General features: G+C 56.5%; 14 protein-coding genes. 10 read left to right on the top strand and 4 right to left on the bottom strand.

The annotated features are described in order from the left end of the window. Positions 1 to 40: 40 nt before the first annotated feature. Together NFR25_RS01140 and NFR25_RS01135 are read right to left on the bottom strand one after the other, a co-directional pair. On the bottom strand, positions 41 to 913 hold the full coding sequence (locus NFR25_RS01140) for a TIGR03915 family putative DNA repair protein (protein WP_251197417.1): 873 nt from the start codon (positions 911 to 913) through the stop codon (positions 41 to 43). Further along, positions 910 to 2328 (bottom strand): putative DNA modification/repair radical SAM protein, encoded by a 1419-nt coding sequence (locus tag NFR25_RS01135; RefSeq protein ID WP_251197416.1) that lies wholly within the window; start codon positions 2326 to 2328, stop codon positions 910 to 912. Before NFR25_RS01135 ends, NFR25_RS01140 begins: the two co-directional genes overlap by 4 nt. Positions 2329 to 2476: 148 nt before the next feature. Here NFR25_RS01135 and NFR25_RS01130 point away from each other — a divergent pair, with 148 nt between their 5' ends. After that, positions 2477 to 3670: a putative ABC transporter permease gene (locus NFR25_RS01130; protein ID WP_251197415.1), complete on the top strand. Its 1194-nt coding sequence runs from the start codon at positions 2477 to 2479 to the stop codon at positions 3668 to 3670. Positions 3671 to 3793: 123 nt separating this feature from the next. Here NFR25_RS01130 and NFR25_RS01125 read toward each other — a convergent pair whose 3' ends face one another. Continuing rightward, the gene (locus NFR25_RS01125) at positions 3794 to 4351 is read right to left on the bottom strand and encodes an NAD(P)H-dependent oxidoreductase (protein WP_251197414.1); all 558 of its coding nucleotides are present in this window, start codon (positions 4349 to 4351) and stop codon (positions 3794 to 3796) included. A 133-nt stretch (positions 4352 to 4484) separates the two neighbouring features. Continuing rightward, positions 4485 to 5981, bottom strand: coding sequence for a chloride channel protein (locus tag NFR25_RS01120; RefSeq protein ID WP_251197413.1), 1497 nt, complete (start codon positions 5979 to 5981; stop codon positions 4485 to 4487). A 391-nt stretch (positions 5982 to 6372) separates the two neighbouring features. Between NFR25_RS01120 and NFR25_RS01115 the strand changes: the two genes are divergently transcribed. From NFR25_RS01115 to NFR25_RS01075, 9 genes are all read left to right on the top strand, one after another. Beyond that, a complete protein-coding gene (locus NFR25_RS01115; RefSeq protein WP_251197412.1) occupies positions 6373 to 7761 on the top strand; it encodes a cation:proton antiporter in 1389 nt (462 codons plus the stop codon). A gap of 63 nt (positions 7762 to 7824) precedes the next feature. Further along, a complete protein-coding gene (locus tag NFR25_RS01110) occupies positions 7825 to 7986 on the top strand; it encodes a hypothetical protein (protein ID WP_251197411.1) in 162 nt (53 codons plus the stop codon). Positions 7987 to 7997: 11 nt separating this feature from the next. After that, on the top strand, positions 7998 to 8852 hold the full coding sequence (locus NFR25_RS01105) for a tyrosine-protein phosphatase (protein ID WP_251197410.1): 855 nt from the start codon (positions 7998 to 8000) through the stop codon (positions 8850 to 8852). Between the two features lie 233 nt (positions 8853 to 9085). After that, positions 9086 to 9976: a hypothetical protein gene (locus NFR25_RS01100; protein WP_251197409.1), complete on the top strand. Its 891-nt coding sequence runs from the start codon at positions 9086 to 9088 to the stop codon at positions 9974 to 9976. A gap of 360 nt (positions 9977 to 10336) precedes the next feature. After that, positions 10337 to 10534 carry a sulfur carrier protein ThiS gene (gene thiS / locus NFR25_RS01095; RefSeq protein ID WP_251197408.1) on the top strand — a complete coding sequence of 66 codons (198 nt, stop codon included), beginning with the start codon at positions 10337 to 10339 and terminating at the stop codon, positions 10532 to 10534. Continuing rightward, on the top strand, positions 10534 to 11202 hold the full coding sequence (thiF, locus tag NFR25_RS01090) for a sulfur carrier protein ThiS adenylyltransferase ThiF (protein ID WP_251197407.1): 669 nt from the start codon (positions 10534 to 10536) through the stop codon (positions 11200 to 11202). The genes thiS and thiF overlap by 1 nt, the downstream gene beginning before the upstream one ends. 96 nt (positions 11203 to 11298) lie before the next feature. Next, positions 11299 to 12069 (top strand): thiazole synthase, encoded by a 771-nt coding sequence (locus NFR25_RS01085; protein ID WP_251197406.1) that lies wholly within the window; start codon positions 11299 to 11301, stop codon positions 12067 to 12069. Between the two features lie 7 nt (positions 12070 to 12076). Then, the gene (gene thiH / locus NFR25_RS01080) at positions 12077 to 13282 is read left to right on the top strand and encodes a 2-iminoacetate synthase ThiH (RefSeq protein ID WP_251197405.1); all 1206 of its coding nucleotides are present in this window, start codon (positions 12077 to 12079) and stop codon (positions 13280 to 13282) included. 109 nt (positions 13283 to 13391) lie between these two features. Beyond that, positions 13392 to 14009 (top strand): thiamine phosphate synthase, encoded by a 618-nt coding sequence (locus NFR25_RS01075; protein WP_251197404.1) that lies wholly within the window; start codon positions 13392 to 13394, stop codon positions 14007 to 14009. Positions 14010 to 14098 lie beyond the last annotated feature (89 nt).

Here is a 14098-nt window from a genome sequence, read left to right as displayed (position 1 = left end):
TACGACAACCTTGTGTCGCTTTGGTTAAATAAAGCGAATATCATCGCTCGGCGGGTGCCATATCCCGCACCTCGGTGATGTTCTTCCATAGACGCTTGGGCATGAAGTGGCGGCGTAATTCAGGATTGTAGCGAGCGTCGATGGCAAGCGTATCGTAGAAGCGCTTCCAGGCTTCTTGCATCTTCTCTTCATTTTGAGTGCGAGGCGGAGGTGTGAACTGATCGGTGCAAACCAGGTGCCAATCAGCACCTTCATAGACCCCAGCTACGTGATGATTCTCATCATAGATGATGAAGGGCTGCGTGTTGAACCGTGCTGCGAACCAATCCATGACCAAAGGCACTACCGATGCCTTCGGATTGCATTTCGCACACCAAAGACCGCCGACCAATTCTTCGAAGCGCAGGAATTCGAGCATATGGTGTCGTTCGTTCTGCACCGCGCGTTCGAGCTTCAATACGGGCTCTACATCAGGATGGAGCACGGCGCGCACGGCAGAGGTGTTGATGTCTGCTGGTCCGCAGCCAGCCCCGTAGATCTTGGGAGCGAGCGCGTCTTCGCCGCGTCTGTTGTGTGAGAACCCGTAGGCGTTGCGCGCGTCCATGCAATAGCGGATGAAGTGATAGACCGCCATGCCGGTATGGGGCTCGTCTGAAAGTGCAGCGACCTTCACGATATCGAATACTTCGTATCCTGCCACTCGACATATACCGCGCTGCACGCGCGTGGCAAGCGCGAAGTCGGTCTCGATGGTGCGCACAGCCTGGCCAAGGCGCGGCTGATGCGCTGCTTTTGGGCAGATGTCGATGGGGTCTTCCTTGTAGGCATAGGTGAGGAATACGGCAGTGAACAGCCCTTCGACCGAGCCATCGTAAAGATAGGCGATGTTGTCGGGTGTTTGCTTGTAGGTCATGCTGCACCCGCCTTGAGCGCCGCAGGCCCTGAGCCAAGAGCGCCAACAGGTGATCCACCCCACAGGGCGCCTGCTTGAGGCTGATCGAACAGGCTCATCTGGCCTGGCGTGATCTTAGCTGAGCGTGAACCATGTCGTCCGCCTTGGATAGGGGCGGCCAGCCGGGAGCGCAGCGCCTCTCGTTCGAAGGCGACCGCACCTCCTTGATATTTTCCTTGGCAGGTGATGAAGAACTGCGCACGCTTGTAAGCGATGCCGAGTTTTCGCAGCTCTTGTTCGCGCAGTACGTGGGTCTTACGCGCGCGGATGATGAGCTTAGCTCCGCGCACACCGATCCCAGGTACGCGCAGCAAGCTAGCGTAGGGGGCTTTGTTCACCTCAACAGGGAAGAAGTCCAAGTGATTCAGTGCCCAATTCGCCTTCGGATCGACATCCAGGTCCAAGAACGGGTTGGATTCATCGATCACCTCATTCACATCGAAGCCATAGAAGCGCATGAGCCAGTCGGCCTGATAGAGGCGATGTTCTCGGTCGAGCGCCACTGCGTTGTTCGATGGTAGGCGTTTGTCCTGGTTCACAGGCAGATAGGCACTGAAGAACACACGCTTCATCGCGAAGGTCTGATAGAGAGCCGAAGAAAGGTTCAGGATCTGATAGTCGCTCTCTGGCGTGGCTCCGATGATCATCTGCGTGGATTGCCCTGCTGGCGCGAATTGACGAACTTCGCGCGCGGGCTTGGCCATCGCGGTGTTGCGTGTGCTCAAATAGGTAGTACTGGCACGCTTGCTCTTCTGCATGAGTCGACGTGTGTCGCGCGCTTCTTCGATACCCTGCTTGATGAATGCCATAGGGCTCAAGATGTCATGCTTGCTCTTGTCGGGGGCGAGCAGGTTCAGGCTCTTTTGTGAAGGCAGTTCCAGGTTCACGCTCATACGATCAGCGAGCGAGCCGAGACGCTCCAGCAGCTCAGGCGATGTGCCGGGTATCGCCTTCGCGTGGATGTAGCCGCGGAATCCGTATTCTTCGCGCAGGATGCTGAGCGCCTCGATCATGAGCTCGGTGGTGAAATCAGGACTTTTCACCACGCCAGAACTGAGGAACAGCCCTTCGATATAGTTGCGGCGGTAGAAGCTGATGGTGAGATCAGCCAGTTCGCGTGGCTTGAAGGTGGTACGCTTGCCTTCGTTGCTGATGCGATTCACGCAGTAAGCGCAGTTATAGATGCATGCGTTGCTCATCAACACCTTCAGCAGTGTGACGCAGCGCCCATCAGCCGTGAAGCTGTGACAGATGCCCGCCGCAGAGGTATTGCCGAGCTTGCCCTTCTGCGCGCTGCGATCAACACCTGAAGAGGTGCAGGCTACATCATATTTGGCAGCATCGGCAAGCAGTTCGAGTTTTTCGGCGATATCCATACGTACATCCGTTCTATTAGCTCCTATCATGCTATGCGAACAAATGTTTGGAGTCAAGAGCGAATTGAGGTCTCGTGCGCCCATTTCTGCAGGAAGACTGTGCTAAAGTGAGCCTATTGTTTCTTCGGCAAGAACGGTAGGCCTATCCATGAGGTTCAAAGATATCTGGGGCAAGATCCAGCCTCCCACCGATCAGAGCGATTTCCCTTATCAGGATTTTTCCAAGAAGGTCCTGCGCACGTATGGCATCTTGTGCTTCGTGTGCGCAGCGGCTTCGGCCTGTTTGCTCATCGCCTTGGGTGTGGATGTGGTGAACACCCTTGAGCAGAATCTTACGGCGATGAACGCAGGTGTGGCACTGGCCATCTCGTTCATGGCGGTGGGTGCTATCGCGTTGTTCTGCGTGATGGGCGTGCGGTTCTGCAAGAATATCAGCAAGTACGGCGAAGAGCTTGCCATCGGCAATATCGCATTAGTATGCGTGTCGTTCTTGGCCATGATGCTGCTCTACGGTCTAAGCTGGCTGCACGTCGTCTACCTTGCGGAACTGGTGTTCTTAGGTGTGGTCACCGTCTATATGGACCCCGAATTGGCTCAAGAGCGCCTGCTCACCAAACGAGCGCATTCCATGCCGCCCGAGGAACGCCGCGCTTACGAGAAGAAGATCGACGATCGCAAGCCCTTGAAGGGCTATATCACGCTGAACTTCTTCAACTTGTTCTGGATCTTCGTGGTGTGCTGCTTCTTGGGGCTGGTGGTGGAGACCATCTTCCATCTGATCATCTTCCATGAATACCAAGATCGCGCAGGCCTGCTCTATGGTCCGTTCTCACCCATCTACGGTTTCGGTGGCCTGATGATGACCATCGCGCTGAACCGCTTCCACGACAAGCCCATCCCGGTCATCTTCCTGGTATCAGCGGTGATCGGCGGCTGCTTCGAGTTCTTCGTCAGCTGGATCATGCAATATGCGTTCGGTATCGTGGCCTGGGATTATAGCGGTACGTTCGGCAACATCGATGGACGGACCAATGTCATGTTCATGTGCTTCTGGGGCTTGCTCGGTCTTGCGTGGGTGAAATTGTTGCTACCCATGTTGCTGTGGGCCATCAATAAGATCCCATGGAAGCTGCGCTACACGCTCACTACCATCGCCATGGTGTTCATGGTCGTTGATGTGATCATGACCGTCCAGACCATCGATTGTTGGTATCTGCGCGAATCGGGTCATGCTCCCGATAGCGCACTCGAGGAATTCATGGCCAAGCATTACGACAATGAGTACATGCAGAATCGCTTCCAAACCATGACCATGAACCCCGATCAAGCAAGTCGCATCTAGCAAGTCGCTTCGAATACGAAGACGAACACCGATCCGCTCAAACCAATTGGCCTATCTCGGACAAAAAGAGGACAGGTCCCAAAGCGTCCGGGACACTTTGGGACCTGTCCTCTTGATAGTGGATCATTTCAGAGCTTGGATCTGCTTGCGGGCATCATCCATGATCTGGTCAACGTTCGCACCCACTATATCGAGCATCTCTGCAGAAACGAAGCAAGTCTCGTCGATCCCGAACATGCGCGCAAGACCCTGGAAGTATTCATAGCCATAGTTCGCCAGCGAGCACGGACCGCCCGAGGTGGTGACGTACACCAAGCGCTGCGCCTTGCACAATCCCTCTGGTCTGCCTTCTTCGGTGTAGTGGAACACGATGTCATTCACGGTGATGTGCTCAACGTACACCTTCAAGATGGATGGGAACGACAAGTCCCAATACGGCGCGCCCACTACGATCTCGTCCGCTGCTGCGAATTGCTTGGCCAGGTCGAACATCGAATCCCCGAGAGCGCCTTCGGCCTTCAGGCGCTCGCGCTCTTCCACTTTCGCCCAATCGAAGGGCTCGATGCCTAGTTCGAACAGATTCACGGTCTCTACATCGGCCTTGCCTGTCAGATATTCCTGGCACAGAGCCATCGTGCGCGAATCCTCACGCGCACAAGCGTTCACGAAGAGCGTGGTCATGGGAATCCTTTCGTTCGCGTAATACTAAAGACGGATCATCAACCAGTATATAGTAGCGAGAATCCAACAGCGAATCGCCAGAAAGTGCACGATTACCTTGCAGCCGCAGCGCCCCAGAAGATTCCCAGGTTGATCAAGAAGACTGATCCGTCGAGTTCGTTGACGACCCGCTTGGCGCGCTCTTTGCCTGCGCAGCCTCTTGGTGCTGCTCGCGTTCTTGCTCGAGGTGCTTCAGCGTCTCTTTAGGCATCTGCGGCAGCACGGCGCTCTGCGCTTCCTTGCGCGCCAGAACTTCTGCCCGATGGGCGCGTTCGTTCGACTGCTCCTCGAGCGCCTTGAACGCTGCAACTGCATCTGGGTTCTTCTTGAAGAACGTGTGCAGGGTCTTACGCTCCTGGCGCGCGTTGCGCTCTTCGCCCAAGATGCCGTGGCCATAGTAGCCCATGCCTCGACTGCCGAAGTATGCGAAAACGATGGCCACCAGGAAGAACGGGATGGCCTCAACACCGAAGATCTCGAATCCGAGGAAGAATGCTGCGATGGGGCAGCGGCTCATGCCCGCGAAGAAGGTCATCACGCCGATGGCGCCCGCGAACGCTGGGTCAAGCCCGATCAGCTGTCCGAGTGAACAACCGAGCAAGCCGCCGATGACGAGCGTTGGCATGATCTCGCCGCCTTTGAAGCCTGATGCCAGCGCCAGGAACACGAGGAGCGCCTTGATGGCGAAGTCCCACGTGCCAATGCTGCCGCCAAGAGCCTGGGTGAGCAGATTCATGCCGCTGCCTTCGAAGGTCTGCAGGCTGAAGATCATCACGATAGCCGCGATCACCACGCCAACCACCACCACGGAAACGAACGGATGGCGGAAGGTCTTGCGCTGCCACTCTCGTACGATGCGGATGCTGCCGCCGAAGAAGTGACCGAGCACGCCACCCAGGGTGCCGACCAGCACGACCTGAAGCAGCAGGTCGGGCGAAAGACCCGGCACCGCTACCTTCGGGATGATATCGCCGATGCCGAAGATGCTGGCGATCGAGGCCGATATCACCGCCGCCACCAGGATAGCGATGAAACGTGCAGGGCTGAACGTCTTGAAGCGTGTCAGCTCGAACACGAGGAAGGTAGCCCCGAGCGGTGCGAAGAACAGCGCACTGAACGTAGCAGCCATGCCCATCAGCGCAGCGTATCCATATACGTTGCGATCAGCCTTGTTCTTGAAGATGTTCTTCAGCTTGAAGCCGCGCCCGAGCATCTCGCCTATCGATGCGCCCATTTGAAACGCGCTCGATTCCTTGCCCACTGCACCGCCTGCCAGCATGGTCAAGCAGGTGCCCACCAGGATGCCAGGGGCAAGGGTGGGGGAGACTGGTTTGTTCTCACGCATTTGAAGCACCATGTCGTCAGTGGAATAGTCGTAGGGCAGCTTCATCGCGCGATAAAAGATGAGCGAGATAACCCCCATCAGCGGCAACAACAGCACTGTCCATGCGAACGCCTGACTGATGTGATACGCCGTATCGACGCACAAGCACAACACGATGGACGTGAACGCTGATATCACGCCCACCACGCCAATGAACACAAGGTGAAGCCCGAGCTGCTTCTTATCGATGGTGGAAAGCCACGACATGATCCACTTCTTTTCACTCTGATCGAATCTACTATTCCCATCGTGCCACTGCGCGCGTCTTGGGTAAACCAACGCCTGCCCACAACTAGGCATCAGTTAGGTTACGAAACCCCGTGGATTCCTTGTCGACGCCCAGATTGCGCCACAATGGAATGCGGAATATGAAAAGGCACACGGTGCTGCGGATGCAGGGTAAGGGTGCAGAATTTACTTCGCATAGCAAACTTGAAAAGACAGAACCAGCGAAGCTGGTTCGTGTAAACAGAACTGGAGAGCGACCGCACGAACCCCGAAGGGGTGAGCAGGGTAGCGGGTAAATTATGCACCCTTACCCTGCATCCGCAGCACCCCAGCAACTCCAGGGATCGAATTCGGAAAGGAGGGGAACAAGATGGAAGACGCATTGGTGTCACTTGCGGTCATCGCACTGGTTGCTAGCATTACGCCATTGTTGGCCCGCGCCATCCCGCATCGTCTTGTTCCTGAAACGGTATTCCTCCTGTTCGCTGGTGCGATCTGTGGTCCGCATCTGTTGAACGTCATCCATGTGAGCGAACCCATCAGCCTGCTTTCTGATCTGGGCCTGGCCTTCCTCTTCTTATTAGCCGGCTATGAGATCAATCCCAAGAATCTTACGAACTACCAAGGGAAGCGTGGTCTTGCCACGTGGATCGTCACCTTCGCCATTGCAGTAGTGGTGGTCTGGTTGTGGCCCGCATTCTCGCTCGATGGTATCGATGGCATCGCGGTGGTCATCGCGCTCACCACCACAGCGCTGGGTACGTTGCTTCCCATCCTGCGCGAGCGCAATCTGCTCGATACGCCCATCGGCAACGCCATCCTCTCTTACGGCACCTGGGGCGAGCTGTGTCCGGTCATTGCTATGGCGCTGCTGCTCTCTACGCGCACTACTATCGAGAGCGTTATCATCTTGGTGGTGTTCGCGGTCATCGCGGTGGCCATGGCACTGCTTTCTTCGCGTCTGAAGAACTGGAGCAAGATAGAGGCTGCGATCCATGAAGGCGCCGACACCACTCAACAGACCGTGGTCCGTGGAGTGGTCTTGCTGATGGTCGGTCTTACAGCGCTCTCTGCGGTGTTCAATCTTGATATCGTGCTCGGATCCTTTGCAGCAGGATTCATCCTGCGCTACATCATCCCCCAGGGCAGCAAGGGTCTCGAGAAGAAGCTCGATGGCCTGGCCTTCGGGTTCTTCATCCCGCTCTTCTTCATCGTTTCGGGTGCGAATATCGACCTCACTGCGGTGGGTCAGCGCCCTGACCTGCTCGTATTCTTCATCATCTTGCTGCTGCTCATCCGCGCGCTCCCTATCTTCATCGCGCTTTCAACAGGCAAGCATAAGGACGAACTCGGTCGGAGCTCGCGCATAACGGTGGCGATCTACTGCACCACCGCGCTGCCCATCATCGTGGCGGTCACCACGGTCGCGCAGCAATCAGGCGCCATGAGCAGCGAGATCGCATCTGTGCTGGTGTGTGCTGGCGCGGTGACGGTCTTCGTCATGCCAGCGCTCGCTTCGGTCACCACGCGCATTTCCGACACGCGTCCTGTGGGGCTGGTGAAAGCGATATCTGCGCAACGCTCCCCGTATCGTAGCGATGCGCAACCTGCTGATATCTCGAGCATCGTGAAGACCCGTGCCGATCTGGTCCGTTCCCTGGCGAAGGCCCGTGCGCTCATCAACAAGGACGATCCCGACCTGGCTGCACGCATCGCGCCTATCGTCGAGCGTCTTTCTCGTGAATCCATCAGTGAGTAAGAGCTTCACTATTTCATCGACGAACTGCGCAAACGCTATCGTGAAAGCGGCGGCAAGCAAGAGATGACCTCGGAAGAAGAGCAAGAGGTCGAAACCTTGTATGCGCAGGCTGAAGATCCATCGCCTGAAGCGCTTGAGGTAGAAGAGCCCCGCAAACCCTATGACGAAGAGGGTTATTTGGAAGTGATCGAAAAGGGCGAGGACGCCTCGACCCATCAAGAATGAAGGAGAGCATCATGGCTACAGGATCTCAGACCGACCAACCGCCCGTGACCAAACCCGCTGACGGGATGACCGATTATGGACATATCGAACTTGAAGGCACGCAGAATACGCGCGATCAAGGCGGCATGCTCACCGCAACGGGTCAGCGTGTGCGTGCGAAGAAGCTCATCAGGTCCGACAAACTGGCTGGTCTTACCGATCACGACATCGAAGTGTTGATGGACGAATTGAAGCTGCGTACGGTCATCGATCTGCGTACTGAAGTCGAGCGCTCATCAAGCCCCGACCCCATCGATCGCATGCCTGATGTGAAGTTCGTGAATGCGCCAGTGCTCGCAGGCAGTGCGGTGGGCCTTACTCATGAACACGACCTGAAGTCGCTCTGGGAAGAATTCAGCAAACTGCGCGCCGATCCTATCAAGACGATGTGCGAAACCTACCCGCTCATGCTGCTGGGCGATCCCGCGATCAAGGCTTTCAAGCAGATCTTCGATATCTTCCTGAACCAAGAAGATGGTGCGATCTTGTGGCACTGCTCGGAAGGTAAGGACCGCACGGGCATCACCAGCATGCTCATCCTTTATGTGTTGGGCGTGGTGCCTGAAGCCATCATGGAAGACTATCTGGCCACGAATCTGTTCGCACGCGAAAAGCTCAAGCGAGCAGCGCACGACCTGGAAAAGTTCCATATTGCCAGCAAGAGCGATGAGGCGCTGATCGCATTCGTGAGCGCCGATGAGCGCTATATGAATGCCGCCATGGAAGCGGTCGAAGACAAGTATGGCTCTTTGGCTACCTATGTTGAGCAGGCGCTTGGCATCACCCCCGAAAAGCGCGAGGCCCTCTGCGCCAAGTACCTCTTCTAACCCACTTCGGACACTTCGGGGACAGGTCCCAAACTGTCCCGGACAAAAAATGAACCCGTCCCCAAACTGTCCCGGACAGAAGAGGGACAGTCCAGCCATGCATCCATGCTTCGGTCTTTGCGCTTCGTTTCCGTTGATGCGCTAGAGATTCCTTCTAAAGAAACGGCTTGTTTACGAATACCAACTCTGCGCGATTGTGCTTTAATCTATAAGCACGATATTTAGGAGGACCCATGAATACGCTCACTCAAAATCAAAAGGTCGTGAAAGGCCTGAGCATTGCCGAGATCGTAGTTTCGGCGCTTGCTATCCTGTTCAGCATCATCGTTGCGGTGGTCATGGTCGGCACTATCAACACCGTGAACGCCTACCTCGATTATTACTCGATGAGCAGCTACTATGCTTACTATTATGAAGAGCTCAACGAACTGAGTGCGGCCGGCGCTGCTGCCACCGTTGGACTCGTGTTGGGCATCATGGCGCTCATTGCGAGCGCATTCCAGCTTTTCGTAGCTATCTTCACCTTTCGCATGTTCCGCGATCCTTCGAAGCTGAAGACCTTGTTCGTCCTTTCGATCATCGCTGCAGTAACGTGCGTGTTCTATGGTGGCCTCATTTCTGTGGCGCTCTTCGTTGTGAGTGCCGTATTCCTCAATAAGATCAAGAAGGGCCCGCAGCCTGGTGTTGCTGCTCCGGCACCTGCCCCGATGGCGGCACCCACGCCCGCACCCTCACCCGCTCCAGCTCCTGCAGCTGCTGCGCCAGCACCCGCTGCTACTGCGCCCGCTGCTGCATCCGTTGCGGTTCCTCCTGCACCACCCGCACCTGGCGCAACCCCTACTTCCGCTCCAGCCCCTGCCCCAACGCCAGCTCCTGAATCGAGCGTTCCTGTAGAGACCGTGCAGGCCGTCGAAGCGGAGCTCAATGCGGAACTCAACGAAGCTATCGCTGCCGAGATCACCGCTGATGCACAGGCTGACGCATTGGGAGATGCTATTGCTGAAATGGAAGTTGACCAGGCTGTGAATGGCGCTCGTGCTACCAAGACCGATGTCATCACTGAGGTCATCGCAACCGAAGCGGTCGACGAAGTGACGGGCGACCAGCAAAAGCCCGCTGAATAAGAGCTGAAAAAGCAGTTCCGTCTGTTCGCAACGAACGAAAGCCCGGGCAAGGTGCTCGGGCTTTTTCATAGCCTCAGAGCCCAAGTCTGTCTTGTCTAACTGCGGGTATTCTGTTGCGCACCGCTGGGTCTCCGTGGTATCCTCAGGATAGATTGACGCTGAGGCATCATGAAGGGGCTCACCACCTTCGGTGGGGTTTCTTCGTGGTGCTTTTTTATTGGCGGAAACGTTGGACACTTGGGGGACAGGTCCCAAACTGTCCGGGACAAAAAAGGACCCGTCCCCAAAGTGTCCGGGACGGAATGGGGACAGGTCATGACCGCGCGGATCGCCTGAACGCAGCAGGGGAAGGAGACGCTTATGATAACGGTGAATGGGCAAGCACATGAATTCGAGGATGGCATGACCGTCACGGACCTGGTGCGCTCGCTCGATCTTGCCGCACAACGCGTGGCGGTCGAGCTTAACGGCGCTATCGTGCCTCGCGCAGCCTTCGACAGTACCCTGCTTCACGATGACGACAAGGTAGAGATCGTTCATTTCGTAGGAGGTGGCTAGTGTCTTTGGCTGAGAACGCGCAACCAATTCCGTATACTCCCTCGCGCGAAGAATTCCACGCTGCCTTAGCCGAGCGCCATACGGAAACGTATCAGCAGCTCATCGAACAGGCATGCGTTGGTATCGCGGGCCTTGGCGGTCTTGGATCGGCCGTGGCTCTTCATCTGGCGCGACTCGGTGTGGGGAAGCTGGTGCTGGCCGATCTTGATGCGGTCGATCTGTCGAACCTGCATCGTCAGCAGTATGCCATCGCGCATCTGGGAATGCCCAAGACCGAGGCTATCGCCCAACAGATCCGTGCGATCGATCCTTACGTTGAGCTGGAACTCCATCCAGTGAAGATATCGCCCGAGAACGCGCCCGAGATCTTTCGAGACTGCCAGATCGTGTGCGAGGCTTTTGACCAGCCCGACCAAAAGGCGATGCTCATCGAAACGCTGCTGATGCAACTTCCCGAAACAGTCGTGGTCAGTGGCTCGGGCATGGCGGGCATCGATTCGGCGAACTCCATCACTACCACGCATCCGCTTGGGCGCCTCTATGTGTGTGGCGATGGCACCGCGGACGTGGCCGAAGTAGGCTCGCTCGTTAGCCCGCGTGTGGGCGTGTGCGCAGCTCATGAGGCGAATATGGTGCTGCGTCTTATCCTCGGGATGGATGAACCCTAGGCATGCGCGCCCCCTGGGGCACAGCGCGAAGCTTGAACAAGAGCAGCCACCATATAACCACTTCCGCGCCTGAAGCGCGAACCAGAAAGGACCCTTATGTCGAACAATGATCCGCTGATCCTCGGAGGACATGAATTTAGCTCCCGCTTCATCTTAGGATCGGGAAAGTATTCGCTTGACCTGGTGCAAGCCGCCATCGAGCACGCTGGCGCGCAGATCATCACGTTGGCCTTGCGTCGCGCGAATTCCGAAACGGACTCCATTCTCGAGCACATTCCTGAAGGCGTTACGCTGCTACCGAACACTTCGGGTGCGCGCAATGCTGAAGAGGCCGTGCGCATTGCTCGTCTGGCGCGCGAGCTGGGTTGCGGTGACTTCGTGAAGATCGAGATCATGCGCGATTCTAAGTATCTGCTGCCCGACAACTACGAGACCATCAAGGCCACCGAAACGCTCGCAAATGAAGGCTTCGTCGTGCTGCCTTACATGTATCCCGACCTGAATGTGGCGCGTGACCTGGTAGAGGCTGGCGCTGCAGCGGTCATGCCGCTTGGCGCGCCCATCGGGTCGAACAAGGGCCTGGCCACGCGCGATTTCATCCAGATCCTCATCGACGAGATCGACCTGCCCATCATCGTGGATGCGGGCATCGGCCGGCCTTCGCAAGCTGCTGAAGCCATGGAGATGGGTGCGGCGGCGGTCATGGCGAACACTGCTATTGCTACTGCAGGCGATGTGGCGGCCATGGCGCACGCTTTCAAGTTGGCCATCGAAGCAGGCCGTGAGGCGTACCTTGCTGGACTCGGTCGCGTGATCGAAAAGGGTGCCGTGGCATCATCTCCGCTCACAGGCTTCTTGGCGGACTAGGGGAGACATGATGAAGAAAGTTGCCCAGCATCAGCCCATGGAGGGCATCACGGTTTTCGAGGTGGAGAACAAGATCGACCACTTGACCTACCTTGACGACATGGAGCAGATCGACCCCACCATTCGTCTTCAGGTCGAAGAGGCGTTTCGCAGCTACGATCCTGCAACGTTCACGGAAGCGGAGGTGAAGCGCGCTCTTGCCGCAGATCCCGTCACGCCGCGTGATTTCGCTGCGCTGCTTTCGCCTGCAGCCGAACCGTTCCTTGAAGAGATGGCTCAGCGTGCTCGCGTGGAAAAGCGCCGCTTCTTCGGCGACAACGTCTATCTTTTCACGCCCATCTATCTGGCGAATTACTGCGAGAATTACTGCATCTACTGCGGGTTCAACTGCCACAACAAGATCCGTCGAGCGCAGCTCGATACTGACCAGATCGAGGCTGAGATGGCGGCCATCGCTGAAACGGGGCTCGAGGAGATACTCATCCTTACGGGCGAAAGCCGCAACAAGAGCACGGTCGAATACCTGGGTGAAGCATGCAAGATCGCAGCGCGCTATTTCAAGAACGTAGGGCTTGAGGTGTATCCGATGAATACCGACGAATACGCCTACTTGCGCGAATGCGGCGCCGATTACGTGACCGTATTCCAGGAGACTTACGATCCTGATCGTTATGAAGAGCTGCATCTCGCGGGACATAAGCGCGTGTTCCCATACCGGCTTGAATCCCAGGAACGCGCTTTGCGCGGTGGGATGCGTGGTGTGGCATTCGCGGCGCTGCTTGGCCTAGCCGATTTTCGCCGCGATGCATTCGCAACAGGTATGCATGCCTATCTTCTGCAGAAGAAGTATCCGCATGCCGAGATATCGTTCTCCTGTCCGCGCTTGCGCCCGATCGCGAATAACGACCAGATCAATCCACACGACGTGCACGAGCGTCAATTGTTGCAGGTCATGTGCGCATATCGCATCTTCCTGCCCTTTGCGGGCATGACCATCTCCACGCGCGAACGCGAAGGTTTTCGCAACAACGTCATCGATATTGCGGCCACTAAGATATCGGCTGGGGTGTCAACGGGCATTGGCGGTCATGAAGGAGAAGAACAGGGCGATGACCAGTTCGAGATAGCCGACCCGCGCAGCGTTGATGAAGTGGTCGCTGCCATCCGTGCCCGCGGCCTTCAACCTGTGATGAACGATTACGTCTACGTCTAACAGGGAACGAATTGGGGACGGAGGCAAAAGCATCCCAGGATAGTTTGCCGCTATCCTCCATTCGTCCCAATTCGTTCAATTCGTCCAAAGTCCATCGAAGGGAAAGAGCATGAGCGAACCATTCCAGATCGTTGCGGTGACCAATCGCGCGCTGTGTGCCGAGCCGCTACCCGTGCGTGTTGCGCGGTTGTGCGAGGCTGGCATCGATCGTGTCATCGTGCGAGAGAAGGACTTGTCTGAACATGAATACGCTCAGCTCATCGACGATATCCTTGATGCTGTTGATCCAGAATTCCGCAGGTTCATCACGGTGAATACCTTCGTCGATATCGCAGAGGTGCGAGGGATCACTGCGGTGCAGCTCACCTACGAGGAATTGATCGCGCACCCTTCGTTCATCCACGAATTTCCTACCGTAGGCGTGTCGGTCCATAGCCTTGAAGAAGTGCGGGAAGCGCAAAAGCTCAAGGTCCAGTTCGCTATAGCGGGCCACATCTTCGCAACCGATTGCAAGCCTGGTCTTGCGCCACGGGGGATCGATTTCCTCGCTGAGGTTTGCCGTGAAACGCACATTCCCATCTATGCCATTGGTGGGGTTGGCCTTGATACCATTGCTCAGACCAAAGAGGCTGGTGCAGCGGGCGCATGCCTGATGAGCAGCATGATGACCTGCGAAGATCCAGTGGATTATCTGCGCGAATTACGTACGCGAATAGGGGAGCGTTAGAGGGGCTCTTTGGCGACTGAGCGGTACCTGGGCCTTCATAAGCCAAACACTCACAACGAGCGTTCGATCAACGATCAGAGACCAACGAT

This window comes from Anaerotardibacter muris (genome assembly GCF_943192915.1).
In the GTDB taxonomy this organism is placed as follows: domain Bacteria; phylum Actinomycetota; class Coriobacteriia; order Coriobacteriales; family Eggerthellaceae; genus Anaerotardibacter; species Anaerotardibacter muris.
The sequence above is the reverse complement of the archived record's forward strand: the minus strand, read 5'-3'. Positions and strand labels throughout refer to the sequence as shown.